At 64.4% G+C, this 24,952-nt stretch carries 21 protein-coding genes and 6 tRNA genes; 16 read left to right on the top strand and 11 right to left on the bottom strand.

What is annotated here, in order from left to right:
* Positions 1-18: 18 nt before the first annotated feature.
* From lon to MJ606_RS08450, 5 genes are all read left to right on the top strand, one after another.
* Positions 19-2,526, top strand: coding sequence for an endopeptidase La (gene lon / locus MJ606_RS08470; RefSeq protein ID WP_243049088.1), 2,508 nt, complete (start codon positions 19-21; stop codon positions 2,524-2,526).
* 327 nt (positions 2,527-2,853) lie between these two features.
* Positions 2,854-3,126 (top strand): HU family DNA-binding protein, encoded by a 273-nt coding sequence (locus tag MJ606_RS08465; protein ID WP_019465590.1) that lies wholly within the window; start codon positions 2,854-2,856, stop codon positions 3,124-3,126.
* A 20-nt stretch (positions 3,127-3,146) separates the two neighbouring features.
* Positions 3,147-3,221, top strand: a tRNA-Val gene (locus tag MJ606_RS08460).
* 9 nt (positions 3,222-3,230) lie between these two features.
* Positions 3,231-3,307: transfer RNA gene (locus MJ606_RS08455), tRNA-Asp, on the top strand.
* Between the two features lie 86 nt (positions 3,308-3,393).
* Complete coding sequence (locus tag MJ606_RS08450; RefSeq protein ID WP_243049087.1) at positions 3,394-5,298, top strand: SurA N-terminal domain-containing protein; 1,905 nt, start codon at positions 3,394-3,396, stop codon at positions 5,296-5,298.
* 74 nt (positions 5,299-5,372) lie between these two features.
* Here the strand turns inward: MJ606_RS08450 and MJ606_RS08445 are convergent, their stop codons facing one another.
* Genes MJ606_RS08445 through gloB form a run of 3 tightly spaced genes read right to left on the bottom strand, consistent with a single transcriptional unit; the run spans position 5,373 to position 8,221 of the window.
* A complete protein-coding gene (locus MJ606_RS08445) occupies positions 5,373-6,155 on the bottom strand; it encodes an enoyl-ACP reductase (protein WP_243049086.1) in 783 nt (260 codons plus the stop codon).
* Positions 6,156-6,215: 60 nt separating this feature from the next.
* The gene (locus tag MJ606_RS08440) at positions 6,216-7,460 is read right to left on the bottom strand and encodes a LysM peptidoglycan-binding domain-containing protein (protein WP_343214806.1); all 1,245 of its coding nucleotides are present in this window, start codon (positions 7,458-7,460) and stop codon (positions 6,216-6,218) included.
* Positions 7,457-8,221, bottom strand: coding sequence for a hydroxyacylglutathione hydrolase (gene gloB, locus MJ606_RS08435; RefSeq protein WP_243049085.1), 765 nt, complete (start codon positions 8,219-8,221; stop codon positions 7,457-7,459). The genes MJ606_RS08440 and gloB overlap by 4 nt, the downstream gene beginning before the upstream one ends.
* Before the next feature lie 223 nt (positions 8,222-8,444).
* On the opposite strand from gloB, the gene MJ606_RS08430 reads away from it, so the two are divergent.
* The 3 genes from MJ606_RS08430 to dnaQ are packed head-to-tail and all read left to right on the top strand — an operon-like array spanning position 8,445 to position 10,319.
* The gene (locus MJ606_RS08430) at positions 8,445-9,128 is read left to right on the top strand and encodes a methyltransferase domain-containing protein (RefSeq protein WP_243049084.1); all 684 of its coding nucleotides are present in this window, start codon (positions 8,445-8,447) and stop codon (positions 9,126-9,128) included.
* Between the two features lie 28 nt (positions 9,129-9,156).
* Positions 9,157-9,600, top strand: a complete 444-nt coding sequence (gene rnhA, locus MJ606_RS08425) for a ribonuclease HI (protein ID WP_243049083.1) — start codon at positions 9,157-9,159, stop codon at positions 9,598-9,600.
* Positions 9,597-10,319, top strand: coding sequence for a DNA polymerase III subunit epsilon (dnaQ, locus tag MJ606_RS08420; RefSeq protein WP_243049082.1), 723 nt, complete (start codon positions 9,597-9,599; stop codon positions 10,317-10,319). The genes rnhA and dnaQ overlap by 4 nt, the downstream gene beginning before the upstream one ends.
* Positions 10,320-10,346: 27 nt before the next feature.
* On the opposite strand, the gene MJ606_RS08415 is transcribed toward dnaQ, so the two are convergent.
* The 4 genes from MJ606_RS08415 to ppsA form a co-directional block, all read right to left on the bottom strand.
* Positions 10,347-11,048: a protein phosphatase 2C domain-containing protein gene (locus MJ606_RS08415; RefSeq protein WP_243049081.1), complete on the bottom strand. Its 702-nt coding sequence runs from the start codon at positions 11,046-11,048 to the stop codon at positions 10,347-10,349.
* A 233-nt stretch (positions 11,049-11,281) separates the two neighbouring features.
* A tRNA-Ser gene (locus MJ606_RS08410) sits at positions 11,282-11,371 on the bottom strand.
* Positions 11,372-11,459: 88 nt separating this feature from the next.
* Positions 11,460-12,134: a signal peptidase I gene (lepB, locus tag MJ606_RS08405; RefSeq protein ID WP_243049080.1), complete on the bottom strand. Its 675-nt coding sequence runs from the start codon at positions 12,132-12,134 to the stop codon at positions 11,460-11,462.
* 145 nt (positions 12,135-12,279) lie between these two features.
* Positions 12,280-14,652 carry a phosphoenolpyruvate synthase gene (gene ppsA / locus MJ606_RS08400; RefSeq protein ID WP_243049079.1) on the bottom strand — a complete coding sequence of 791 codons (2,373 nt, stop codon included), beginning with the start codon at positions 14,650-14,652 and terminating at the stop codon, positions 12,280-12,282.
* Positions 14,653-14,890: 238 nt separating this feature from the next.
* Between ppsA and MJ606_RS08395 the strand changes: the two genes are divergently transcribed.
* The 3 genes from MJ606_RS08395 (at position 14,891) to MJ606_RS08385 (ending at position 16,735) form a co-directional block, all read left to right on the top strand.
* On the top strand, positions 14,891-15,706 hold the full coding sequence (locus MJ606_RS08395; protein WP_243049078.1) for a pyruvate, water dikinase regulatory protein: 816 nt from the start codon (positions 14,891-14,893) through the stop codon (positions 15,704-15,706).
* Positions 15,707-15,729: 23 nt separating this feature from the next.
* Positions 15,730-16,221 (top strand): DUF1249 domain-containing protein, encoded by a 492-nt coding sequence (locus tag MJ606_RS08390; protein ID WP_243049077.1) that lies wholly within the window; start codon positions 15,730-15,732, stop codon positions 16,219-16,221.
* A 142-nt stretch (positions 16,222-16,363) separates the two neighbouring features.
* Positions 16,364-16,735, top strand: a complete 372-nt coding sequence (locus tag MJ606_RS08385) for a hypothetical protein (RefSeq protein ID WP_243049076.1) — start codon at positions 16,364-16,366, stop codon at positions 16,733-16,735.
* Positions 16,736-16,953: 218 nt separating this feature from the next.
* On the opposite strand, the gene MJ606_RS08380 is transcribed toward MJ606_RS08385, so the two are convergent.
* The 3 genes from MJ606_RS08380 to MJ606_RS08370 form a co-directional block, all read right to left on the bottom strand.
* A tRNA-Asp gene (locus MJ606_RS08380) sits at positions 16,954-17,030 on the bottom strand.
* Between the two features lie 36 nt (positions 17,031-17,066).
* A tRNA-Glu gene (locus MJ606_RS08375) sits at positions 17,067-17,142 on the bottom strand.
* A gap of 10 nt (positions 17,143-17,152) precedes the next feature.
* Positions 17,153-17,228, bottom strand: a tRNA-Ala gene (locus tag MJ606_RS08370).
* 217 nt (positions 17,229-17,445) lie between these two features.
* On the opposite strand from MJ606_RS08370, the gene MJ606_RS08365 reads away from it, so the two are divergent.
* The 5 genes from MJ606_RS08365 (at position 17,446) to MJ606_RS08345 (ending at position 22,601) form a co-directional block, all read left to right on the top strand.
* Positions 17,446-19,215 carry a cation:proton antiporter gene (locus MJ606_RS08365; protein ID WP_243049075.1) on the top strand — a complete coding sequence of 590 codons (1,770 nt, stop codon included), beginning with the start codon at positions 17,446-17,448 and terminating at the stop codon, positions 19,213-19,215.
* A 221-nt stretch (positions 19,216-19,436) separates the two neighbouring features.
* Positions 19,437-20,225, top strand: coding sequence for an FKBP-type peptidyl-prolyl cis-trans isomerase (locus tag MJ606_RS08360; RefSeq protein ID WP_243049074.1), 789 nt, complete (start codon positions 19,437-19,439; stop codon positions 20,223-20,225).
* 167 nt (positions 20,226-20,392) lie between these two features.
* Positions 20,393-21,730, top strand: coding sequence for a UDP-glucose/GDP-mannose dehydrogenase family protein (locus tag MJ606_RS08355; protein ID WP_243049073.1), 1,338 nt, complete (start codon positions 20,393-20,395; stop codon positions 21,728-21,730).
* Positions 21,731-21,732: 2 nt separating this feature from the next.
* Complete coding sequence (locus tag MJ606_RS08350) at positions 21,733-21,951, top strand: SlyX family protein (RefSeq protein ID WP_243049072.1); 219 nt, start codon at positions 21,733-21,735, stop codon at positions 21,949-21,951.
* A 44-nt stretch (positions 21,952-21,995) separates the two neighbouring features.
* On the top strand, positions 21,996-22,601 hold the full coding sequence (locus MJ606_RS08345) for a DUF2058 family protein (RefSeq protein ID WP_243049071.1): 606 nt from the start codon (positions 21,996-21,998) through the stop codon (positions 22,599-22,601).
* A 75-nt stretch (positions 22,602-22,676) separates the two neighbouring features.
* On the opposite strand, the gene MJ606_RS08340 is transcribed toward MJ606_RS08345, so the two are convergent.
* Complete coding sequence (locus tag MJ606_RS08340) at positions 22,677-24,776, bottom strand: 3-hydroxyacyl-CoA dehydrogenase NAD-binding domain-containing protein (RefSeq protein WP_243049070.1); 2,100 nt, start codon at positions 24,774-24,776, stop codon at positions 22,677-22,679.
* Positions 24,777-24,952 lie beyond the last annotated feature (176 nt).

Below are 24,952 nucleotides of genomic sequence, written 5' to 3'. Positions count from 1 at the left end.
CCTGAGAGATTCTCTTCGATGGCAAAGAACGCCCCCAATCCCCAGGCTACCGGAGCCGTGCTGGACGCCTTGCCGGTGCTGCCGCTGCGTGACGTGGTGGTCTACCCGCACATGGTCATCCCGTTGTTCGTCGGGCGTGACAAGTCCATGCGTGCGCTGGAGCGCGCGATGGAAGGCGAGCGCCAGATCCTGCTGGTGGCGCAGAAGAGCCCGGACATCGACGATCCGGCGATCAGCGACCTGCACCAGATCGGCACCGTCGCCGGCGTGCTGCAGCTGCTCAAGCTTCCCGATGGCACCGTCAAGGTGCTGGTCGAGGGCCAGTCGCGCGTGGCGATCGAAAACTACACCGAAGACGGCGGCATGCTGATGGCGACGTCCCGCGTGATCGAGCCCGTCTACAGCAACAAGGAGCGCGAGCTCGACGTGGTGTCGCGCACGCTGGTCTCGCTGTTCGAGCAGTTGGTCAAGCAGAGCCGCAAGCTGCCGCCGGAAGTGCTGGCGACGCTGTCGGGCATCGACGATCCGTCGCGCGTGGCCGATTCCATCGCGGCGCATCTTTCCGTGCGCATGGCCGACAAGCAGAAGGTGCTGGAAACCGCTGACGTCGGCGAACGCCTGGAGCTGCTGATCGGGCTGGTCGATGGCGAAATGGATCTGCAGCAGGTGGAAAAGCGCATCCGCGGCCGCGTCAAGTCGCAGATGGAAAAGAGCCAGCGCGAGTACTACCTCAACGAGCAGATGAAGGCCATCCAGAAGGAGCTCGGCGAGAGCGAGGAAGGCCCGAACGAAATCGAAGAGCTGCAGAAGAAGATCGAAGCGGCCGGCATGCCCAAGGCCGTGCTGGCCAAGGCGCGCCAGGAATTCGGCAAGCTGCGCCAGATGTCGCCGATGTCGGCCGAGGCCACGGTGGTGCGCAACTACCTGGACTGGCTGGTGGGCGTGCCGTGGAAGAAGCGCAGCAAGGTCCGCAAGGATCTCCAGCTGGCGCAGGAAGTGCTCGATGCCGACCACTTCGGCCTGGAGAAGGTCAAGGAGCGCATCCTTGAATACCTCGCCGTGCAGCAGCGCGTGAATACCATGCGCGGCCCTATCCTGTGCCTGGTCGGTCCGCCGGGCGTGGGCAAGACCTCGCTGGGTCAGTCCATCGCCAAGGCGACCAACCGCAAATTTGTCCGCATGAGCCTGGGTGGCGTGCGCGACGAGGCCGAGATTCGCGGCCATCGCCGCACCTACATCGGTTCCATGCCGGGCCGCATCGTGCAGAACCTCAACAAGGTCGGCACCAAGAACCCGCTGTTCGTGCTGGACGAAATCGACAAGATGTCGATGGACTTCCGCGGCGACCCGTCGTCGGCGCTGCTGGAAGTGCTCGATCCGGAACAGAACCACACCTTCAACGACCATTACCTCGAGGTCGACCTGGACCTCTCCGAGGTGATGTGGATCGCCACCGCCAACTCGCTCAATATTCCCGGCCCGCTGCTGGACCGCATGGAAGTGATCCGCATCCCGGGTTACACCGAGGACGAGAAGCTGGGCATTGCGCTGAAGTACCTGTTGCCCAAGCAGCTCAAGGCCAATGGCCTGAAGCCGGAGGAGCTGAGCGTCGACGGTGAGGCCATCCGTGACATCGTGCGCTACTACACGCGCGAATCGGGTGTGCGCAACCTCGAGCGTGAAATCTCGAAGATCTGCCGCAAGGTGGTGAAGGAGCTGACGCTGGCCCAGGTAAGCAAGAAGAAGGTCGATCCCAAGAAGGCTGCTACGGCCGTAAAGACGGCCAAGGCGAAAAAGGCCGTCAAGGTGACCTCGGAGAACCTGGAGCACTATCTGGGCGTTCGCCGCTTCGATTTCGGCCGCAAGGAACTGCAGAACGAAGTGGGCCTTGTCACCGGCCTGGCGTGGACGCAAGTGGGCGGCGACCTGCTGAGCATCGAGGCCTCCGTGGTGCCGGGCAAGGGACGACTGGTCAATACCGGACAGCTCGGCGACGTGATGAAGGAATCGATCCAGGCGGCGTTGTCGGTGGTGCGCGCGCGGGCCGATCGCCTGGGCATCGATCCGGAGTTCCACCAGAAGTTCGACATCCATATCCACGTGCCGGAAGGCGCCACGCCCAAGGATGGCCCCAGTGCGGGCATCGCCATGGGCACCGCGCTGGTGTCGGCGCTGACCAAGGTGCCGGTGCGTTCCGAGGTGGCGATGACCGGCGAGATCACCCTGCGTGGTCGCGTGCTGCCGATCGGTGGCCTCAAGGAGAAGCTGCTGGCGGCCCATCGCGGCGGCATCACCACCGTGATCATTCCGGAAGAGAACAAGAAGGATCTTGCGGACATCCCGGACAACATCACCGGTTCGCTCGACATCCACCCGGTACGCTGGATCGACGAAGTGCTGGACATCGCGCTGGAGCGTCCGCTGCAGCCGCTGCAGGCGACCGATGGCAACAGCAAGCCCAAGGTCGATGCGCCACTGGACGACGCACAGGACGACTCGCAGGAGTCGTACACGCGACCTCACTGATTCGTGACGGGCGTCACCGAAAAACGGGCGGACATCCGCCCGTTTTTCATGGGCGTGTCGCATTGTTTGGCACGTGTCCGCTTAGCGTTTCAGCACACACTTTGCAAGCGTTCGCGAACCATGCTGAACCGCGCGAACCCTTGGTATTGCTTGTCATTGCGGACCCTGGGGGGCACTGGTATAAAGGCGGCACCGCAGCCTGACGCCGAGCACGATGCGCAGTGATGCGGGGTTGCTTGGCGGCGCCTCGATGGCCAGTCATCAAAGGGCGTCGTCCAGTCCCAGACTGACCACGCGGGCTGCATAACCGTTTAAGGGAGTGTCTCAATGAATAAAACCGATCTGATCAATGCCATTGCCGAAAAGGCCGAACTCACCAAGGCTGACGCCGGCCGTGCTCTCGAAGCTTTCTTCGAGACCGTGCAGAAGGCGCTGAAGAAGGGTGACGATGTGTCGGTGGTGGGCTTTGGCACCTTCACCGTGCGCAAGCGCGCTGCCCGTACCGGCCGCAACCCGCGCACCAATGAGACGATCAAGATCAAGGCCTCGAAGGTTCCGGCATTCAAGGCTGGCAAGACCCTCAAGGATGCCCTAAACTAAGCGGCTACTTGCTTAGTTTTGGGTGCTTAGCTCAGCGGTAGAGCGTCGCCCTTACAAGGCGAGGGTCGTAGGTTCGATCCCTACAGCACCCACCAAAAACATGCGGAGCGGTAGTTCAGTCGGTTAGAATGCTGGCCTGTCACGCCGGAGGTCGCGGGTTCGAGTCCCGTCCGCTCCGCCACAGTTCGCAAGGGCGCCCGCGTGGCGCCCTTGCCATTTAAGCGCTGCGCACATGGTGCGCTGAACAACGAGAGCCGGGATATTTCCATGCTGCAGGCATTGCGTAACAAGCTTCACGGATGGCCGTCCATTGTCATTCTGGGCATTTGCGTTTTCGCTATCTCGTTCTTCGGCATCGAGTCCTATTTCAGCTCGCGGACCGACACCTACGTGGCGATGGTCGGCAAGCACGAGATCAGCCAGCGCGATTTCCAGGACCGCATGAATCAGGCACGTCGGGATGCCATGCAGCGCCTGGGCGACCGCTTCGACCCCACGCTTTTCGAACAGCCGGAAACCAAGCGCCAGGTGCTTGACCAGCTGATCAACGAACAGCTGCTGCGCCAGGCCAACGAGGACCTGGGCATGCGCGTATCCGACCTGGCCTTGCGCGACATGATCGCCAACGTGCCGGCGTTCCAGGTGAATGGCCAGTTCGATCCGGCCACCTATCGGGCCACCCTGGGGGCACAGGGCATGACTCCGGCGATGTTCGAGGCCAGCCAGCGCGCATCGCAGGAGCCGAGCCTGCTGCCGCAGGCGATCATCGCCAGCACCATCGTTACCGACGCGGACATGGACCGCTACTTGAGCCTGTTCTATCAGCGCCGCGACCTGCGCTGGTTCGCGCTGCCGCGTCCGGCCCTGGCCGATACCGAGGTGACCGATGCCCAACTGGAGGCCTATTACAAGGACCACCAGGCTGACTTCATGAACCCCGAACAGGTGTCGCTGAAGTACATCGAGGTCAATGGTGCCGACCTGAAGATCGACGCCCAGCCGAGCGACGAAGAGCTCAAGAAGCGCTACGAGGACGAAAAGCAGCGCTTCGTGCAGCCGGAGCAGCGCCTGGTCTCGCACATCCTGGTCAACGTGCCGAAGAACGCCACGCCGGACCAGCAGAAGGCGGCGCTCGCCAAGGCCGAGAAGATCGCCAGCGAAGCCACCGCGGACAACTTTGCCAAGCTGGCCGAGCAGGATTCGGACGACTTGGGTTCCAAGCGTTCGGGCGGCGACCTGGGCTGGCTGGAAAAGGGTGTGACCACTCCGGCCTTCGATTCGGCGCTGTTCGCCCTGCAGAAGGGCCAGATCTCCAAGCCCGTACTGTCGGACGAGGGTTACCACGTGCTGTGGCTGCGCGATGTGCGCAGCGGCGACGCCAAGCCCTTTGCCGAGGTTCGCGACCAGATCGCCAAGGACTACCTGAGCACCGAGCGCGATCGCCAGTACAGCGAACTGGCCGGCAAGCTCACCGACCAGACCTACCAGAATCCTTCGTCGCTCGAGCCGGCTGCGCAGGCGCTGAGCCTGCCCATCCAGACCACGGGCCTGTTCTCGCGCAAGGGTGGTGAAGGCCTGGCCGCCAATCCGAAGCTGGTCGCTGCGGCGTTCTCCGACGACGTGCTGGTCCAGGGCAACAATTCCGGCCTGATCGACCTGGGTTCGGACCATGCCGTGGTGGTGCGCGTGGACAAGCATCTGCCCGCAGCGGCTCGTCCGCTCGCCGAGGTGCGTGACCAGGTGCGCCAGAAGATTCTCGACGAGCGTATCGCCGCCGAATCGCAGAAGCGTGCCGATGCGTTGCTGGCACGCCTGCAGAAGGGCGAGGACGTGCAGACGGTGGCGGCATCCGTGGGCGCCACCGTGCAGGCGGCTCCCGAGGCGGTGCGCACGCAGCAGACGCTGCCGCCGGAAGTGCTGCAGCAGGCCTTCCTGCTGCCACGTCCCGCCGATGGCAAGCCGCAGTTCGCCCGGGTCGACATGCACGATGGCAGCTACGCGCTGGTGGCGCTCGACAAAGTGCAGGATGGCGATCTGTCCAAGGTGTCCAAGGAACAGCGCGATGCGCTGCGCGGTGAGATGACGCAGGCCTACGGCATCATGGCCACGCATGATTTCATCGATGCGCTCAAGGCGAAGACCCAGATCAAGATCGCCGCCGACCGCATGTAATGCTTCATGGCTTCGGCCAATAGAAAAGGGGCGGCCACATGGCCGCCCCTTTTTGTTGGGACGAGGGAATGGCGTCAGATGCAGGTCATGCCGAGGATGTTGTATCCCGCATCCACATGGGTGATCTCGCCAGTGATGCCAGAGGCCAGGTCCGAGCACAGGAAGGCGCCGACATTGCCTACTTCATCGATCGTGACGCTGCGGCGGAGCGGCGCGTTTTCATCCACGTGATCGAGCATCTTGCGGAAGTTGGCGATGCCTGCGGCGGCGAGCGTCTTGATGGGACCGGCAGAGATGGCGTTGACCCGCGTACCCTCGGGACCGAGATTGAAGGCGAGGTAGCGCACGTTCGCCTCGAGACTGGCCTTGGCCAGTCCCATCACGTTGTAGTTGTTCATCGCGCGCTCGGCGCCGAGATAACTTAGCGTGAGAATGCCGCCGCCGCGACCGCTCATCATCGGGCGTGCGGCCTTGGCCAGTGCCGCCAGGCTATAGCTGGAGATGTCGTGCGCGATGGCGAAACTCTCGCGCGAGAGGTGGTCGAGAAATTCGCCTTGCAAGGCTTCGCGTGGGGCGTAGCCCACGGAATGCACCAGGATGTCGAAGCCATCCCAGTGCTTGACCAGCGCGGCGAACAACTGCTCGATCTGCGCATCCTCGGCCACATCGCAAGGCAGCACGATGTTGGAACCGAAAGCGTTGGCGGCTTCGTCGACGCGGTCTTTCAGGCGCTCGTTCTGATAGGTGAAGGCGAGCTGCGCGCCTTCGCGATGCATGGCATTGGCAATGCCCCAGGCGATCGATCGCTGGCTGGCGATGCCGACGATCAGTGCCCGTTTGCCGTGCAGGAATCCCATGAACCCTCCCAGGAACCGGATGGCGCACCCGGCTGGTGTGATGAGTCTAGCGCAGCGAATTTAGCCCGGGGCGCTGATCTTCAGCACCTGGCCTGGCTTCACGCCCGCTCCCTGCAAATGGTTCCACTGTTGCAGCTGCTTGATGTCGACCGCGTAGCGCTTGGCAATGGTCCATAGGCTTTCGCCGGACTTGACCGTATGCGTCTTGCCACCTGTGGCCTTGGAGCGCCCGGCGGATGTCGTGTCGCCATCATCGTCCGTCGCCGCACCAAGCGCCGCGGACAGGGGCGGCAGGGTGGTGGTGCCCGGTACGCTTTGCCCACCGCTGTTGTTATCGGCAAGCAGGGCACTCTGGAACTGCTGCACGCGATTGCTGGGCATCAGCAGGTAGGGCGAAGCGTTGGAATCGACCATGCCGTTGCGGAAGCCGGCATTGAGATCCTTGAGTTCGTCGGGCGACATGCCGGCGTGATTGGCCGCATGCGCGATCGGCATGGAGTTGCCGATGTTCACCGCCACCAGGCGCTGCTCGGAGGGCAGCGTGGGCAGACTGACATTGAAGCGTGCGGGATCGCGGATGACGCAGGCGATGGCCAGCAGCTTGACCAGGTGTTCGCGCGTCACCGGCTTCACCGGCATGCGGGGAATGACGGGCTCGGCCGGCGGGACGCCGTGCTGGTCGATCATGCGGCGCATGCCGAACTCGCCCGCGTTGAAGGCGTAGTCGACCAGCCGCCAGTCACCGAGATCGTCGTGGTAACGGCTCAGCAAGGACATGATGGCGTCCGTGGCCGCCGGCACGTCCAGGCGGCCGTCAAAGTTCTGGTTGACGCGGATGCCCATGGCGTTGGCGGTGGCCGGCATGATCTGCCACATGCCCGCGGGCAGATTCTTGCCGCCAAATAGGGGGCGGTATTGGCTTTCGATCCACGGCAGCAGGGCAAATTCGCCGGGAACGTTGTGCTTGGCGGCAATCTGCTGCACGTAGGCCAGGCGTGGCGCTGCCGCAGCGATCTGGTCTTCGAAGCGTTGCGGATTCTGCGTGTAGCGCCGGGCCCACAGCTTGATGCCGGGATCGGCATCGCAATCGGCCATGGCGAAGCTGCCGCGCAGCTGATCCCAGATGTTGGCGTCGTCGTCGACCGGCAAGGCAACGCCGGTCACCGGATGGGCGATGTTGCGTACAGGCTCCGGGGTAGGCGCCTGCACGGTAGGCGACGGCAGCTTGGTGGCCGGCGTCGTGGCGCAGGCGGCCAGCAGCATCGACAGGGCCATGGGCAGGGGGCGTAGGCGTCGTGTATTCATCCGCGGAAAACGTCCTTGTCGGCGCGCAATGCGGCAAATCGTGCGACGCGGTCACCGGTCACGCCATGACGTAGTCCCCAGGCGATCACCGCGTCGCTATCGGTGCGCAGGAACGGGTTGGTGGCCTGTTCGATGGCCAGCGGAACGGGCAGCGTCGGGCGAGCGTGCTCGCGCAGCGCCGCCACTTCGCGCTGGCGGGCTGCGAGCGCGGCGTTGTCCGGTTCGATGGTGTGGGCAAAGCGTCCGTTGGCGGCGGTGTACTCGTGCGCACAGCACACCAGCAGGTTGGCGGGCAGGGCGGCCAGGCGATCGAGCGATGCGAGCATCTGCGCTGGCGTGCCTTCGAACAGCCGGCCACAGCCCATGCTGAAAAGCGTGTCGCCGCAAAGCAATACACCTTCACCGACGTAGGCGATATGGCTGGTGGTGTGTCCGGGTACCGCCAGCACATCAAAGCGTGCAGATGGTTGTGCCAGCGTCACCACATCGCCGTCGCCGACCCGATGGGTGGCCGGGCCTATGCGTTCGTCGTGCGGGGCATAGACCGGTACCGTGTGCCGCGCCAGCAGCGCGTCGACGCCGCCGATGTGGTCGTGGTGGTGATGGGTCAGCAGGATGGCGCGAAGCGTCAGCCCGCGTTGCTTAAGCGCTGCCTCGACCGGAGCCGCTTCGCCCGGGTCGACCACGATGGCCTGGCCGGCCTCATCGTGCAGCAGCCAAATGTAGTTGTCGGCAAGCGCCGGTAACGGTACGACGTGCAAGGAGATCGCCTCCGCGGTTTCGTATCGACTGACGCAGCCATCCTGGCTTGCGCGAAGTGGCCGACTATAAAGCGGGTTGCCGCCGCACTCGTTAGTGAGACGTTAACACCCGGCATGCCTGTTCAGACTCGTGGGCCGGTCGTGGCTTTGACTGCAAACCAGGACACGTTCGGCTGGGCTGCCGGTACACTTGTCGCACTGATTCACCGTGGGCCGGCCAGGCATGTCGCAGCGCGACCAAGACATCTACACCAGCGCACCGCTGCGCGGCCTGCTCGCCGAAGAGACGGTGGCCCTGGTGCCGGAGTTGCAGCGCTGCAGCGGCACTCATGCGCTGCTGGTGAGCGCCGCGCAGCAGGATGCCCCGCCGGTGCTGCCCCTGCTCGGCAACTGGACACGCCTGAGCATCCATGCCGGCCGTTACGTGGGCGACCTGCGCGGTCGCAGCGACGAGCCGCTGCCGTTCCTGAACGATGCATTCGATCTGGTGCTGCTACGGCATGCGCTGGAAGTATCGACTGCGCCACAGGCCTTGCTGGAGGAAGCCTCGCGCGTGCTGGCGCCCGGTGGCGTGTTGGCGCTGACCGGCTTGCATCCGTTCAGTGCATGGCTGCCGTGGATGATGTGGCATACGCGTGGCCATGCGCCATCGATGCGTTCGCCCTTGCTGCTGGAGCGCTGGGTACGCCGGATCGAGCTCGATATCGAACGCGTCGAGCGGGTCGGTCGACTGTGGCCCAGCAGCAACGTCGGCCTGGATGCCGCGCATGCGTTTGGTGGCGGCTATCTGATGATCGCGCGCAAGCGGCGACGCATGGCCACGCCCATCCGCCTCAAGCCCAAGGCCGTGCCCGCGGCGGTGAATGTGGGCCTCGCACCAGGCGCGCGTCGCAACGTCGCGTCCTGACGACACTAATGATTTCTGATGGGTAACCATGACTGAAGTGCAAGCTTTTACGGATGGCGCCTGCCTGGGCAATCCCGGGCCGGGTGGCTGGGCCGCCCTGCTGCGCGCCAAGGGAACCGAACGGATGCTCGCCGGCGGCGAGCCCGACACCACCAACAACCGCATGGAGCTGATGGCCGCCATCGCCGCGCTGGAGGCGTTGACGCGGCCATGTACCGTCGCGCTCACCACCGACTCGCGCTATGTCATGCAAGGCATCGAGGAATGGGTGCCCAAGTGGCGCGCCAATGGTTGGCGCACGGCGGACAAGAAGCCAGTGAAAAACCAGGATCTGTGGCAACGCCTGTCGGCCGCCGTCGAGCCGCATCAGGTGCGCTGGCATTGGGTGAAGGGCCACAACGGTCATGCAGAGAACGAGCGCGTCGATGTAGCCGCGCGCGAACAGGCCGAGCAGTTCAGGAGCAAGGCATGAGGCAGATCGTGCTGGATACCGAGACCACCGGTCTCGAAGTGCGGCAGGGGCATCGGTTGATCGAAATCGCCTGCGTGGAAATGATCGGGCGTCGTCCGACCGGTCGCCACTACCAGACCTATCTCAATCCCGATCGCGCCATCGACGAAGGCGCCAAGCAAGTCACCGGCATCGAGGACGAGTTCCTGCTCGACAAGCCGCATTTCATCGATGTGGTGGACGAGTTTCTCGCCTTTATCGATGGCGCCGAGCTGATCATCCACAACGCCACCTTCGACGTCGGCTTCCTCGATGCGGAACTGGCGCGTGCCGGCGAACACTACGGCCGCATCGCCGACCGTTGCAGCGTGCTCGATACGCTGATGATGGCGCGCGAGCGCTATCCCGGCCAGCGCAACAGCCTGGATGCGTTGTGCAAGCGCCTGGGCGTGGACAACTCCGCGCGCGATCTCCACGGCGGCCTGATCGACGCCCAGCTGTTGGCCGAGGTCTACCTGGCCATGACGTCGGGCCAGGTCGGCCTGGACCTGGGCTTCGAGGGAGACCCGGAGCAGGGCGCGACGGTGACCTTGGCGCCGATGGTGCTCGATCGCCGTCCCCGCGTGCTGCGTGCGAACGACGAGGAAATCGCCGCGCACGAGAAGCGTCTCGACGGGCTGGACAAGAGCGCCGGTGGCATCAGCGTGTGGCGCCGCGAACAGGCGCCGCCGGTCAACTGACGTTGCTGCGCCGGAGCGATGCCTCGCTCAATTGGCGCGTGCGAGTATCGCCGTGATGTTGTCGCTGCCGCCGCCGTCCAGTGCGGCGAGCAGCAGATGTTCCACGCATTCCTGCGCCGACAGGTCGTTGCGCGACACGATGCTTGCGATGGCCGCGTCATTCACTTCTTCGGTAAGGCCATCGCTGCACAGCAGGAAGCACATGCCCGGTTCGAGGCGGCCGCGCGCCATGCCGATGTGCAGTTGCGCCGCCGCCGTAATGCCCAGCGCCTGGGTGATCACGTTGCGTTGCGGATGGCGTGCCGCCTGGGCCGGATCGAGCGTGCCAGACGCCACCAGTTCCTGTACCAGCGAGTGATCATGGCTGACCTGGCGCAGGGTTTTCTGCCACAGGTAGACGCGGCTGTCGCCCACCCACACCACCTCGTAGCTGTCCGCATGCAGGCGCAGCGCGGCAATGGTGGTGCCCATCGGACGCGGGTCGTGGAAGCCGCGGCTGTACTGGATCAGCCGCTCATCGGCGGCGCGCACGGCTTCGACCAGGCTGTGGCCGCGCGTGACCAGATCCGCCACGGCGTCGCGGACCAGGGCGGAGGCCACCTCGCCATGCTGGTGACCACCCATGCCATCGGCCACGAGAAACAGGCCGAGCGAGGCATCGGCATAGTAGGTGTCTTCGTTGCGCGTGCGGCGCAGGCCGACGTGCGTTCCGTGTCCGAACTCGATCATGGGCTGCCTGGTTTGGCGGGTCGTTGGGAGCATGACGGATGTGGGGTGGATGCGCAAAAGGTGGTGCTGGAGAATCGAGACGGAGAACTGCTAGGTGCTCGGGCGGTGGGGGCGGGGCCAGCCTGCGGCTGTGCAAAATTGTTCCTGACAATGTTGTCGAACCCGGGTGGGTTCTCACCCAGCCGTCACCATCAGAAAAGCAAAACGCCCCACGAGGGGGCGTTTTGCTTTTCTGGCGGAGAGGGTGGGATTCGAACCCACGGTACGCTTACACGTACGCCTGATTTCGAGTCAGGTACATTCGACCACTCTGCCACCTCTCCAAAACGGTGCGTGTGGTCCACGCGAGCCGGCAATCTTACGCGGAGTGGGGCGCGGTGACAACTGGTTGGGTGAATTTCCCGCCATGGATTATGGCAGGGCCACGCCCCAGCGATCGCCGCGGGGCAGGTAATGGTTGGCGGGGTCCAGCGAGACGGCGACGCGAGTGGCGCGGCCGGTGATTTCGTTGCGGGGGAAGAAGCCGAAATAGCGTGAATCGGCGCTGTTGTCGCGGTTGTCGCCGAGCAGCAGGTATTTGCCCGCTGGGACGGTGACCGGGCCGAAATCCTGGGTGTGGCCTTGCTGGGCGATCGACCAGCGCACCGCGTGATGCATCGTGCCCACGCTTTCGACGGCATAGCGGGCGGGGTCTTCGCGATCGTCGCGGATGCCCTGGACGGCGATGGGCTGGTAGCTGGCGGGCTGGCCGTTGATGTAGAGACGGTTCTGGCGGAGCGCGACCTGGTCGCCGGGCACGCCGATCACGCGCTTGACCAGCCGCTCGCCGGCGGCGTCGGAATCCAGCACCACGATATCGCCGCGCTGGGGATCGGCGCGATGCAGCAGCGAGAGATGGGTAAGCGGCACGCGCAGGTCGTAGGCGGCCTTGTCGACCACGATGCGATCGCCGATCTGGATGGTCGGTTGCATCGAGCCCGTGGGAACGACGTTCCAATCGGCGATGGCACTGCGGAACATCACCATGCACAACATGAAGGTGATGAAGCCCTTGTTGCGGGAGATCAGGCCCAGTACGGCGCGCATGGTGTTCCCCTCGAAAACCCGGAATGATGGGTGAATGACCGAGGCGAGCGGGCAAAGGTTCCGAGGGCAGTTCTTCGCGTTCGTTCCTGCAGGGCAAAAAAGGGGCGGTGTCGCCACCGCCCCCATGACCGTCATGCCGTTGGCGTCAGGCCTTCTTGTGCTTGGCCAGGCGCAGCCAAGTGTCGACCACGGTGTCGGGGTTGAGCGACACCGACTCGATGCCCTGGTCCATCAGCCATTCGGCCAGGTCCGGATGATCGGACGGGCCCTGGCCGCAGATGCCCACGTACTTGCCCTTTTCGCGGGCGGTATGGATGGCCATGGCCAGCAGCTTCTTCACCGCCGGGTCGCGCTCGTCGAACAGGTTGGCGACGATGGACGAGTCGCGGTCCAGGCCCAGGGTAAGTTGGGTCAGGTCGTTGGAGCCGATCGAGAAGCCGTCGAAAATCTCCAGGAACTCGGCGGCCAGCAGCGCGTTGGACGGCACCTCGCACATCATGATGATCTTGAGGTCATGCTCGCCCTGCTTGAGGCCGTTCTTGGCCAGCACCTCGATGACCTTGCGGCCTTCGCCCAGCGTGCGCACGAACGGGATCATCACCCAGATGTTGTCCAGGCCCATCACCTCGCGCACGCGCTTGACCGCCTTGCACTCCAGCCCGAACGACTCGGCGAAGCCCGGGTCGACGTAACGGCTGGCGCCGCGGTAGCCGATCATCGGGTTCTCTTCGTGCGGCTCGTAGCGCGCGCCGCCGATGAGGCCGGCGTACTCGTTCGACTTGAAGTCGGACAGGCGCACGATCACCGGCTTGGGGTACACCGAGGCAGCGATGGTGGCGATGCCTTCGGCCAGGCGATCGACGTAGAACGACACCGGGTCGGCATAGCCGGCCATGCGCTCGTCGATCTTCTTCCTGGTCTCGGCGTCCTGCTTGGCGTACTCGAGCAGGGCCTTGGGATGCACGCCGATATGGCTGGCGATGATCATCTCCAGGCGGGCCAGGCCGATACCGGCATTCGGCAGCATGCCGAAGTCGAAGGCGCGCTCGGGGTTGGCCACGTTCATCATGATCTTCAGCGGCGCCTCGGGCATGTCGCCCAGGTCGGCGGTCACGCGGTCGAACTTCAGGATGCCCTGGTAGATGGTGCCGGTGTCACCCTCGGCGCAGGACACGGTGACATCCGCGCCGTCCGGGATCACCTCCAGGCCATTGCCCGTGCCGACCACGGCCGGCACGCCCAGCTCGCGGGCGATGATGGCCGCGTGGCAGGTGCGGCCGCCGCGATTGGTGACGATGGCGGCCGCGCGCTTCATCACCGGCTCCCAATCGGGGTCGGTCATGTCGGCGATCAGCACGTCGCCCGGCTGCACCTTGTTCATGTCGGCCAGCGAGCGGATCACGCGCGCCTTGCCGGCGCCGATCTTCTGGCCGATGGCGCGGCCTTCGGCCAGTACGGTGCCCTTCTCGTTGAGGTGGAAGCGCTCCAGCTGGGTGGCCTGCGTGCGCGACTTCACCGTCTCCGGGCGGGCCTGCACGATGTACAGCTTGCCGGTGTTGCCGTCCTTCGCCCACTCGATGTCCATCGGGCGGCCGTAGTGCTGCTCGATCACCAGCGCCTGCTTGGACAGTTCCTGCACGTCCTCGTCGTTGATGCAGAAGCGGTTGCGCAGCTCGGTCGGGGTGTCCTCGATGCGCACGCGCTCGCCGGGCTGGTTCGAATACACCATGCGCAGCTGCTTGGCGCCGAGGCTGCGACGCAGCACCGCCGGCTTGCCGGCCTTCAGCGTGGGCTTGAACACGTAGAACTCGTCCGGATTGACCGCACCCTGCACGACCATCTCGCCCAGGCCGTACGAACCGGTGACGAACACCACGTCGCGGAAGCCCGACTCGGTATCCAGCGTAAACAGCACGCCGGAGGCGCCCACGTCCGAGCGCACCATCAGCTGCACGCCGGCGGAGAGGAACACGTCTTCGTGCTTGAAGCCCTGGTGCACGCGATAGGCGATGGCGCGGTCGTTGTACAGCGAGGCGAAGACTTCCTTCACCTTGTGCAGCACGTCCTCGATGCCGACCACGTTGAGGAAGGTTTCCTGCTGGCCGGCGAACGAGGCGTCCGGCAGGTCCTCGGCGGTGGCGGAGGAGCGCACGGCCACGGCGATATCGTCGGCGCCAGCGTCCTTGCAGAGCTTGGCATAGGCGTCGCGGATGGCCTGGTCCAGCTCGGCCGGCAGCGGGGTCTCGGTGACCCACTCGCGGATCTCCTTGCCGGCGGCGGTCAAGGCCTCCACGTCGTCGACGTCGAGCGTCGCCAGGCGCGCCTGGATGCGCTTGGCGACGCCGCTCTTGTCGAGGTACTGCTGGAACGCATCGGCGGTGGTGGCGAAGCCACCAGGCACGGACACGCCGAGTTTGGCGAGGTTGCCGATCATCTCGCCGAGCGACGCATTCTTGCCGCCAACCTTGCCCAGGTCAGTCATGCGCAGCGTGTCGAGCCAAAGCACCAGGTCGTTCAAGGGAGTCTCCTCAAGAGCTCGTGTGTCGATAAAAGGAAGCGGCACGTCGGGGCAAATCCCGAAAACCGGGCTACAAAGAACTGGTATTGTCCGCTGTCGTTGGTGCGAAGCACAAGAAGACCATTACGGGCAAAACCCGCGCCAGCTGCATACCAGTCAGGCGGGAGTCAAGCAAAGACAGGCTTTCCGCGTTGCGCTAAGGTGGTGCCCGGGAACAGTCAGGGACTTCGGGTTAGCTATGCAACGAACGGTTTTTTTCATCTCCGATTCCACTGGTATTACCGCCGAGACGATCGGCAACAGTATCCTGGCCCAATTCGAGGGGGTCCAGTTCGATAAGCATCGCCTGCCGTTCGTCGACGACGCGCATAAGGCCGAGGCGGCGGCGCTGCGCATCAAGACCCGTTATGCCCAGACGGGCGAGCGTCCGATCGTGGTCAACACCATGGCCTCGCGCGACCTGTGCGACATCGTGGCCGAGAGCGGCGCGCTGATGCTGGACGTGTTCGCGCCGTTCATCGGGCCGCTGGAAGAGGAACTGGGGGCCAAGCGCTCCGGCATGGTGAACCGGTCCCACGGCCTGGTCGACTTCGACAAGTACGAGGCGCGCATCAACGCCACCAACTATGCGTTGTCGCATGACGACGGCATCGACGTGGACTATGCGCAGGCGGACCTGATCCTGGTGGGCGTGTCGCGGTCGGGCAAAACGCCCACCTGCCTCTACATGGCCTTGCATTACGGCGTCAGCGCCGCCAATTACCCGCTGACCGACGACGATCTGGACAAGCTCGAGCTGCCCGCGCGACTGCGTCCCTACAAGAATCGCCTGTTCGGCCTCACCATCGATCCACAGCGCCTGGCGCAGATCCGCGAGCAGCGGCGCGCCAACAGCCGCTATGCGACGCTGGAGCAATGCCGCTGGGAGCTGTCGCAGGCCGACAAGCTGATGCGTCGCGAGGGCATTCCCAGCCTCAACACCACGCATGTCTCCATCGAGGAGATTGCCAGCAAGATCTTCGACCGCTTCGGTATCGAGCGGACCATGTTCTAGAGGTAGAGGAGTAGCCACCGCCCATGAGTGCCGTACTGGACAGCCGCCAAGCCTTGCTGCCGGGACGCTTCGGCTTCCTGATGGGGCTGTACGCGGAGAACTACCACCGGCTGGCCAAGCTCTTTGCGCCGCAGGAGCTGCCAGCAGGGTTCTATGTGTCCAGCGTGGACGATGGGCTCGACGTGCGGCTGCAGGTGCAGGAGCGCCATCCGTACACGCTGGAGCTGGAGCTCACCTACAACTTCATGGATGCGCACACCGGGCAGCCTTCGCCCTCGGCGCAGCTGCGCATGTACACGGACGCGCACGTGGCCGAAGCGCTGCACTGCCATCCCGGGCGACATCTGTGGCAAGTGCTTGGCCCGTTTCCGCCGGCGCACACGGTACTGCAGCACCGGCTGCGCATGAACGGGTTCCTGTCGCGCTGGCTGGAATACCTGGCCGAGCAGGGGCATTCGAAGGGAACGCTGGAGCGGCGGGAGGATCATCGTGCTCCGGACGAGCTTCCCTTGTAGGCAAGGCGCGCCTAGTGCAAAAGCGTCGGCGTCGAGCATGGGGCCTGCCGGTCAGCAGGGGATGTTGACGCCACCATGGAATGCCTTGGCGGCCCCTGCCTCTTGTAGACTTTCGAGTACCGCCTCAAAAAAAGCCACGGATATGAGCAAGATCGTCGTCAGGATTGCCCTGCTGGCCTCGGCCACCGTGGCGGGATTTGCCTATGGCCAAACGTTGAACCTCAACAAGTACGCGGGAACGTGGTTAACCACGGATAAGTCCATCAAGATCATCCTTACCCCCGATAGGGATGCGAAACATCTTGACCTGGCTTACTTCAACAGCCCGGATTCGGCGACCCCTTACACAAAGGCCATTTGCTCACCACGTGGACAGGCGGATGGCATAGCTTGCGATGGAGGGCTATGGTTTGCTTTGCGCAGTGATGGGAAGCTCGCGACAAACGAGGAAGCTCATCCCCCGGAAGGAAAAACCATTTTCTTTCTTTTCGAGAAGGTCGCCCCGGACAAGTGAGTCAGACCCCTTGTTCGATCTCAGGTACAGGATGGCGAGGGCGGTGGCTGACTGACGTAACGCGCCCTTGGCGGCCCGCGGCCCATCAACATTTCAGCTGGTTGAAGCTAGCTGGTTGAAGCTCCTGCAAGGGAGGGTCTCGCCATGCTGAGCTGCGTTGGAATGAGCTTGGACGGCAGGCAACAAAAAACCCGCCAATGGCGGGCTCTTCGTAAAAGTGGCGGAGCGGACGGGACTCGAACCCGCGACCTCCGGCGTGACAGGCCAGCATTCTAACCGACTGAACTACCGCTCCACATTTTTCTTCCAGCTACACTACCAAGTACCAACTTGGCGTCCCCACGGGGATTCGAACCCCGGTCGCCACCGTGAAAGGGTGATGTCCTAGGCCTCTAGACGATGGGGACGTGTCTAAGTTGGTGGAGCCAGGCGGGATCGAACCGCCGACCTCCTGCATGCCATGCAGGCGCTCTCCCAGCTGAGCTATGGCCCCGTGCCTCTGGAAGCCCGAAAGAATAGGTCCGGATCACGATTTCGTCAAGCATTGGCGACAAAAAATTTTCAATTAATTTGCATGAGCGAAGCGCAACAAGCAGTTACGTGATGGACGCGTAACGTACGACACCGCGTCGCCACGTTGCCATCGCAAAAAGCTGCTGATTGCGTGTTCGGTTGCTAGTCTTGACCTTGTGTCCCCACAGGCTTCATCGATGCACGATCTGCAATTCATCCAGGACCTCGCGACCGTCATGTTGATCGCGGGGCTGACGACGGTGATCTTCCAGCGGCTGCGTCAGCCCGTGGTGCTTGGATACATCATCGCCGGCGTACTGGTGGGGCCTTATACCTTCCCCATCGTTTTCATCCACGACGAGCAGACCATCCGCACGCTGTCCGAGCTGGGCATGATCCTGCTGCTGTTCGCGCTCGGGCTGGAATTCAGCCTGAAAAAGCTGCGCGAGGTGGGCGGCGCGGCGCTGGTGGCGGCGTTGTGCGAGATCGTGCTGATGTTGTGGCTGGGCTACGAGATGGGGCGCTTCTTCGGTTGGAGCCCGATGGATGCGCTGTTCCTCGGCGCCATGCTGTCGATGTCCTCGACCACCATCATCATGAAGGCGCTCGACGACCTGGGGCTCAAGCGCGAGCGCTTCGCGCAGCTGATGTTCGGCATCCTGATCATCGAGGACGTGCTGGCCATCGTGCTGATGGCGCTGCTGACCGGCATTGCCAGTACTGGCGGCCTGGAGGCGGGCGAGGCGATGAGCGCGATCGGCCGGCTCACCTTGTTCATGGCGGTGTCGCTGGTGGTGGGGCTGTTGCTGGTGCCGCGGGTGGTCGACTACATCGCGCGGGTCAGTCGCGACGACGTGCTGCTGGTGGCGGTGCTGGGCCTGTGTTTCGGCTTCTGCCTGCTGGTCACCGAGATGGGCTACAGCATGGCGCTGGGCGCTTTCATGATCGGCGCGATCGTGGGCGAATCGGCCAGCGTGGAGCGCATCGAGCGCATCATCGGGCCCGTGCGCGACATGTTCAGTGCGGTGTTCTTCGTGGCGATCGGCATGCTGATCGACCCGGCGATGCTCTCGCAATACTGGCTGCCCATACTCGTCGTCACCGCGGTGGTGGTGGTGGGCAAGGTACTCACATGCAGTTTCGGCACCTTCGTTGCCGGCAACGATGGGCGTACCTCATTGCGTGTCGGCATGGGGCTGGCGCAGATCGGTGAATTCTCGTTCGTGATCGCCTCGCTGGGCGTCAGCCTCAAGGTCACCAGTGGCTTCCTCTATCCGGTGGCGGTGGCGGTATCGGCCATTACCACCTTCCTGACGCCGTACCTGATCCGCGCCTCCGATCCGCTGGCCAGCCAGCTGGGGCGACGCCTGCCGCGCTGGCTGACCGGCGCTTTCGGCGCCTACACCGACTGGATGGGCAGCCTGAGCCTGCACGGGCAGGGCGCGATGGTGGCGAAGATGATCCGGCGGCTGGTGTGGCACGTGATCATCAACATGATGCTGGTGGTGGCGGCGTTCCTGATCATGGCCTACCTGTATCGCCGCGGCATTTTCCACTGGGACATCCTTGCCGACCGTCCGCAGGTCAAGCGCAGCCTGGCCTGGTCGATCGCGGCGCTGGTGTCGTTGCCGATGATCGTGGCGGCCTACCGCAAGGCCTCGGCGTTGGGCATGTTGCTGGCGGAGCTGAGCATTCCGCAGCGGATTGGCGGGGCCTACAACATGCGTATCCGCGCCGTGCTGGCGCGGTTCATCCCGTTGGCCACGATGGTGGTGCTGGGCCTGTTGGTGGCGGCACTGGCTTCCACCATCCTGCCGACACGCGAAGTTGCGGTGGTGCTGGTGCTGGTCCTGCTATTGCTGGCCTGGCTGCTTTGGCGAGGGTTGGTGCAGGTGCACGCGCGCCTTCAGGCTGCGCTGCGCGATACGCTGGACAAGCCTGGACGTTCCGGTGACGGCCATCCTTGAGACAAGCTTCACATATGCCGTCTGGCACTCGGGTGAGACCCAGTGCACGATTCGCAAAAAACCGCGTTGTTGAGCCATGTCGTGAACTTTTAATCACGACTGACGGTCATACGCCCCGCATCGTTGCCAAGACTCGACAAGCGCCGCACAATGCGGGGCCTGCCTCCATCGGGGGGGCCAGTCCGGTAGCGCCGGCATATCCAAATACGAGGGAGTTCCACATGAAGCATTTTCTGCGTCCCACGCTGACGGCGGCCGCGCTGGCTGTTGCACTGGGCTTGACCGCTGGCGTGCACGCGCAGGCTGCGAAGACCGCCGCCCCCGCCGCTGCTCCTGCTGCTCCGGCGGCAGGCGCGGTCGACAAGACCAAGGCCAGCTACGTGGTCGGTTGGGACCTGGCCAGCTCGCTGCCGCCGCTGGTCCGTGAAGAAGTGGATCCGGCAACCGTGGCGCGCGCCCTGCAGTCGGCGCTGTCGGGCCAGAAGCCGACCATGAGCGAAGCCGAAGCCAAGCAGGTGCGTGACGCTTTCGTGGCCAACCTGCAGGCCAAGGCCAAGGCCGAGTACACCCAGGTCGCCACCAAGAACAAGACCGAAGGCGATGCCTTCCTCGCCAAGAACAAGACCGCTCCTGGCGTGAAGACCACCGCTTCGGGTCTGCAGTACCAGGTGATCAGCCAGGGTACGGGCGCGCGTCCGGGTCCGAGCGACACCGTGCAGGTCAACTACGTCGGCAGCTTCGTCAATGGCGAAGTGTTTGACGACTCGTCCAAGCATGAAGGCGGTGGCGCCGCATCGATCCCGCTCGCTGGCGTGATCCCGGGCTTCCGCGAAGGCATGCAGCTGATGCAGGTCGGTGGTCACTACAAGTTCTTCATCCCGTCGAACATCGCCTACGGTGCGCAGCCGCAGAACGGCTTCCCGCCGAACGCGACGATCATCTTCGACGTCACCCTGGTCAAGACCGGTCCGACGGCCGCTGGCGATCAGCAGGCCGGCGGCGCGAAGTAATCGCCGACGGTTTTTTTTAGGGTCACCGATGCGGGGCGCGAAGCAATTCGCGCCCCGCATTTTTTATGGCCTGGGTTCCGGGCACTGGCGCTATTGCCGCGGGGCCGATCTGCCACGACGCACAGCCTGCTAGAATCGCGACCTTGGCTCTGGGAGTTCTCGCGGCAATGAAGGTCACCATTTTTGGCACCGGTTACGTAGGTCTGGTCACCGGCGCCTGCCTGGCGGAGATGGGCAATCATGTGGTCTGCGTCGATATCGATGCGGGCAAGGTGGCGCGCCTTAAGCAAGGCGAGATTCCCATCTACGAGCCGGGCCTGGAGCCGATCGTCAAGCGCAACCACGCCAGTGGCCAGCTCGATTTCACCACCGATCCGGCGCCGGCGATCGAGCATGGCCAGGTGGTTTTCATTGCCGTGGGAACGCCGCCGGATGAAGACGGCAGTGCCGACCTCAAGTACGTGCTGGGCGTGGCGCGCACCATCGGCCAGCATATGGACCGCTATACGGTGGTGGTGAACAAGTCGACCGTGCCGGTGGGTACCGCCGACCGCGTGCGTCAGGCGATCGCCGGCGAGCTGGCCGCGCGCGGCGTATCGGTGGAGTTCGACGTCGTTTCCAATCCCGAATTCCTCAAGGAAGGCGACGCGGTCGAAGACTGCCTGCGTCCCGACCGCATCATCATCGGCAGCTCCAGCGAGCGTGCGGTGAACGTGTTGCGCAAGCTCTATGCGCCGTTCAACCGCAACCATGAGCGCACCGTGGTGATGGACGAGCGTTCGGCCGAGCTGACCAAGTACGCGGCCAACGCCATGCTGGCGACCAAGATCAGTTTCATGAACGAGATCGCCAATATCGCCGAACTTGTCGGTGCCGACGTGGAGCTGGTGCGCCAGGGCATCGGCTCGGACCCGCGTATCGGTTACCACTTCATCTATCCCGGCGCAGGCTACGGCGGTTCGTGTTTTCCCAAGGACGTCCAGGCGCTGGAGCGCACCGCGCGCAGCGTCGGTTACGACGCCCGCCTGCTCGGCGCGGTGGAAGCGGTCAACCACGACCAGAAGACCAAGCTGTTCGATCTCATCGCACATCATTTCGACGGCCAACTGGCCGGCAAGACCATCGCGCTGTGGGGCCTGGCGTTCAAGCCGAACACCGACGACATGCGCGAGGCCTCCAGCCGAAACCTGATGGAAGCCCTGTGGGCTGCTGGCGCGAAGGTGCGCGCGTTCGATCCCGAAGCGCGCGAGGAAACCCATCGCATCTATGGCGACCGCGCTGACCTCGCGCTTTGCGAAGGCGCCTACCAGGCGCTGGAAGGGGCCGACGTGCTGGCCATCGTCACCGAATGGAAGGCGTTCCGCAGCCCGGACTTTGCGCGCATCCGCGCCATGCTGGGCAACCCGGCGATCTTCGACGGCCGTAATCTCTATGACCCGCTGCTGGTCGAGGAAGCGGGCCTGGCCTACTACGGCATTGGCCGTGGCCGCAGCCTGAGGCGTTGACGATGGCGGATGATTCGCTGCAGCAGCGATTGACCGAGCTGGAGGTGCGGCTCACCTTCATCGACGACACGGTGAATGCGCTGGCCTCGGCCGATGCGGAGCAATCGGTGCGGATCGCGGCGCTGGAACGCATCATCCGCGACCTGCGCAACGAGCTGTCCACGATGCGCACGTCGCAGGGACACGATCCGCACAGCGAGCCACCGCCGCCGCATTATTGACCGTCTCATCCTCCATATCAGCACCACGCAAGCGAGTTCCGATCATGGCCGAATCCCTGCGCGATCAGCTGCTCAAGAGCGGCATCGTCAAACAGGTCCGCGAAGAAAAGCGACCGGCGACGCCACCGGGTGGCAAGCCGTCTTTTCCCAAGCGTCACGGGTCCGCCCCCGCCGGTGGCAAGCCTCCGCAGCACAAGCAGGGCGGCAAGCCGCCGTCATCGCACAAGCCCAAGAGCCAGGAAGAGATCGACCTGGCCAAGGCCTACGCGATTCGTGCGCAGACCGAGGCCAATGAACGCAAGCGTGCGGAACAGGCCGCTGCCGAAGAGGCGCGGCAGCGTCGCGAGCGCAAGCTGAAGATCCAGCAATTGCTGGAGGGCAAGACGCTCAACAAGGCCGATGTCGAACATGTGCGGCATTTCGAGTATGGCGGCAAGATTCGCCGTGTACACCTCGATGCCGAGCAGTTGGCCGCACTCAATGGCGGCGAGCTTGGCGTGGTGCAGCAGCAGGGGCGTTATCTGCTGGTGACGCGCGAGATCGCCGAGCAGGTACGCGCCATCGATGCCCATCAGCTCGCCTTGCTGGTCGAGCCCGGCAGTACGGGGGGCGTGGGTGAGGATGGCGTGCCGGACGATCTGATGTGGTGACCGCGCCGGCTCGATGACACGGCATGAAAAAGCCCGGCCTAGGCCGGGCTTTTTGTTTCCGCCTCGAACAACCCGTCAGGCATCCGCGTCTTCGGTTTGCGTTGCCGTGGCCGGCAGCTCGAAGCCGGTCTGGGCGAGGGCGGGGAGATCCCAGCCGTGCTTCGGTGTGAAGCGTTCGCCATAGCGCTGCGCCAGCCGTTCCAGCTTGCCCTTGATCACCGCGGCGCCTTCGCTGCGCACGTACTGGATCGGGCCACCGCGGAACGGCGCAAAGCCGGTGCCGAAGATCACGCCGGCATCGAGCAGTTCGGCGTCGTCCACCACGCCGTCGGCGAGGCAGGCCACCGCTTCGTTGACCATGGGCAGGATCATGCGGTCCTGCAGGTCGGCGGGCGCCGCATAGTCCGGATCCACTTCCGGCTTCTGCGGCTTGCCGTCCTGCCATACGTAGAGACCCTGGCCGTCCTTCTTGCCACGCTTGCCGGCCTCCAGCTTGTCTTCCAGCCCCGGCGGCAGCTCCAGCCCGAGGAACGGCGCCAGTTCCTTGCCGACCGAGGCGCATACGTCCAGGCCTACCGTGTCGGCCAGTTCGATCGGCCCCATCGGCATGCCGAACTTCTTCGCTTCTTTGTCCAGCACCGGGCCGGGCACGCCCTCGCTGTACAGGCGCATCGCTTCCAGCAGGTACGGCATCAGGATGCGATTGACCAGGAAGCCCGGCGTGCCCTTCACCGCCACCGGCAGCTTGCCGATGGCCTTGCAGAAGGCGAGCGCGCGCTTTTCGGCGGCAGGGTCGAGCTGGTCGTGGCGCACCACTTCCACTAGCGGCATCTGCGCCACCGGGTTGAAGAAGTGCAGGCCGAGGAAACGCTGCGGCGCTTTCAGGCCCACGCGCAATTCGTCCAGCGGGATGCTGGAGGTGTTGGTGGCCAGCAATTCGTTGGACTGGAACTGCGGCTCGATGATGGCGTACAGGGCCTTCTTGGCCTCGGCGTTCTCGTAGATCGCCTCGATCGCCAGGTCCGCATCCGCCACGCCCTTGCCTTCGACGTCGGCGCGCAGCCGGCGCACGGCGGCTTCGACCTTGTCCGCCGTCTTGAGCTTCTTCTCATACAGCTGGCGGGCGCGGTCCAATGCGGGCTGGATGAACTTCATCTCGCGGTCCTGCAGGGTGACCTCGAAACCCTTGAAGGCCGCCCACGCGGCGATATCGCCCCCCATCACGCCGGCACCCACGACATGCACATGCTTGATGCCGTGCTCGACGCCGCTGCCCTGGCCCTTGAGGCGTTCCTGCAGGAAGAAGATGCGGATCAGGTTCTGCGCCGTGGACGTTTCGGCGAGCCTGGCCACCGAGCGCGCCTCCAGCTTCAGGCGTTGCTGGATGCTGGCGCCGCCACGCTTCCATACATCGATCAGGGCGAACGGCGCCGGATAGTGCTCCTTGCGCACCTTGGCGGCGGTCTGCTTGATCACCATCGGGGCAAGGATCTGCCGCGCCACCCAGGTGTTGGTCGCCCAGGCCTTGGCGCGCAGGGCGAATGGGCGCGCATGGGGGCGACGCAGCAGTGCACGGGCCTCGGCGAGCAGCTCGGCAGGTGGCGCGAGGCGGTCGACTACGCCCAGGGCCAGCGCGCGCTTGGCCGATAGCGCCTTGCCGGTGAGCATCACCGGCAGCGCGTCGGTGGCGCCGATCAGGCGGGGCAGGCGGGCGGTGCCGCCCCAGCCCGGGTGGATGCCCAGCATCACTTCCGGCAGGCCGATGCGGGTTTTCTCGTCATCGGCGGCGATGCGCTGGCGGCAGGCCAGGATCAGCTCGGTGCCGCCGCCCATGCAGGCGCCATGGATGGCGGCCACGGTCGGGCAGGGCAGGCGGGCCAGCGACTCATACACGCGCTGGCCGTTCTCGATGTTTTCCAGCACGGTGCCGTGCTGGGCGTAGGTGACGAATTCCTTGATGTCGGCACCGACGGCGAAGCCGAACGGCTTGGCCGAATGGATCAGCACGCCGGCCGGCTTCTCGATGGCCAGCCGCTCGACGATCTGGCCGAGCTCGTCCAGCACGTCGCGGGAAATGGCGTTGACGCTGCTGCCGGCGCGGTCAAGGGATAGGGTGACAATACCGCTGTCATCCAGGCTCGTCTTCCAGTGATTGAAGCGCAGTCCTTCGAACATGGGGATACAAGGGTGACCGGGAAGCCTCGCACCATACCTGCCCGTAGCGAGGATTGCGAGACGGCCCCGGGGCAGCCGGGCAATCATGAAAATCCTGTAAAACCGCGACCTGTGCGCTGCCGCATGAAATGGAACACCGAATCCGGCGAGGCTTGCTTCCCACCTTTGCGAAAGCG

Origin of the sequence: Dyella sp. RRB7, from assembly GCF_022761115.1 — a bacterium.
Taxonomy (GTDB): domain Bacteria; phylum Pseudomonadota; class Gammaproteobacteria; order Xanthomonadales; family Rhodanobacteraceae; genus Dyella.
This window is presented reverse-complemented; position numbering and strand designations above follow the sequence as displayed.

What these genes read in the sequence shown, in the direction of transcription:
- MJ606_RS08450 (WP_243049087.1), top strand. Translation starts at nt 3,394, where the DNA reads ATGCTGCAGGCATTGCGTAACAAGCTTCACGGATGGCCGTCCATTGTC.
- MJ606_RS08360 (WP_243049074.1), top strand. Translation starts at nt 19,437, where the DNA reads ATGAAGCATTTTCTGCGTCCCACGCTGACGGCGGCCGCGCTGGCTGTT.
- MJ606_RS08430 (WP_243049084.1), top strand. Translation starts at nt 8,445, where the DNA reads ATGTCGCAGCGCGACCAAGACATCTACACCAGCGCACCGCTGCGCGGC.
- MJ606_RS08465 (WP_019465590.1), top strand. Translation starts at nt 2,854, where the DNA reads ATGAATAAAACCGATCTGATCAATGCCATTGCCGAAAAGGCCGAACTC.
- lepB (WP_243049080.1), bottom strand. Translation starts at nt 12,134, where the DNA reads ATGCGCGCCGTACTGGGCCTGATCTCCCGCAACAAGGGCTTCATCACC.
- dnaQ (WP_243049082.1), top strand. Translation starts at nt 9,597, where the DNA reads ATGAGGCAGATCGTGCTGGATACCGAGACCACCGGTCTCGAAGTGCGG.
- MJ606_RS08385 (WP_243049076.1), top strand. Translation starts at nt 16,364, where the DNA reads ATGAGCAAGATCGTCGTCAGGATTGCCCTGCTGGCCTCGGCCACCGTG.
- MJ606_RS08440 (WP_343214806.1), bottom strand. Translation starts at nt 7,460, where the DNA reads ATGAATACACGACGCCTACGCCCCCTGCCCATGGCCCTGTCGATGCTG.
- MJ606_RS08340 (WP_243049070.1), bottom strand. Translation starts at nt 24,776, where the DNA reads ATGTTCGAAGGACTGCGCTTCAATCACTGGAAGACGAGCCTGGATGAC.
- MJ606_RS08390 (WP_243049077.1), top strand. Translation starts at nt 15,730, where the DNA reads ATGAGTGCCGTACTGGACAGCCGCCAAGCCTTGCTGCCGGGACGCTTC.
- MJ606_RS08415 (WP_243049081.1), bottom strand. Translation starts at nt 11,048, where the DNA reads ATGATCGAGTTCGGACACGGAACGCACGTCGGCCTGCGCCGCACGCGC.
- MJ606_RS08355 (WP_243049073.1), top strand. Translation starts at nt 20,393, where the DNA reads ATGAAGGTCACCATTTTTGGCACCGGTTACGTAGGTCTGGTCACCGGC.
- MJ606_RS08350 (WP_243049072.1), top strand. Translation starts at nt 21,733, where the DNA reads ATGGCGGATGATTCGCTGCAGCAGCGATTGACCGAGCTGGAGGTGCGG.
- MJ606_RS08365 (WP_243049075.1), top strand. Translation starts at nt 17,446, where the DNA reads ATGCACGATCTGCAATTCATCCAGGACCTCGCGACCGTCATGTTGATC.
- MJ606_RS08345 (WP_243049071.1), top strand. Translation starts at nt 21,996, where the DNA reads ATGGCCGAATCCCTGCGCGATCAGCTGCTCAAGAGCGGCATCGTCAAA.
- lon (WP_243049088.1), top strand. Translation starts at nt 19, where the DNA reads ATGGCAAAGAACGCCCCCAATCCCCAGGCTACCGGAGCCGTGCTGGAC.
- MJ606_RS08445 (WP_243049086.1), bottom strand. Translation starts at nt 6,155, where the DNA reads ATGGGATTCCTGCACGGCAAACGGGCACTGATCGTCGGCATCGCCAGC.
- rnhA (WP_243049083.1), top strand. Translation starts at nt 9,157, where the DNA reads ATGACTGAAGTGCAAGCTTTTACGGATGGCGCCTGCCTGGGCAATCCC.
- MJ606_RS08395 (WP_243049078.1), top strand. Translation starts at nt 14,891, where the DNA reads ATGCAACGAACGGTTTTTTTCATCTCCGATTCCACTGGTATTACCGCC.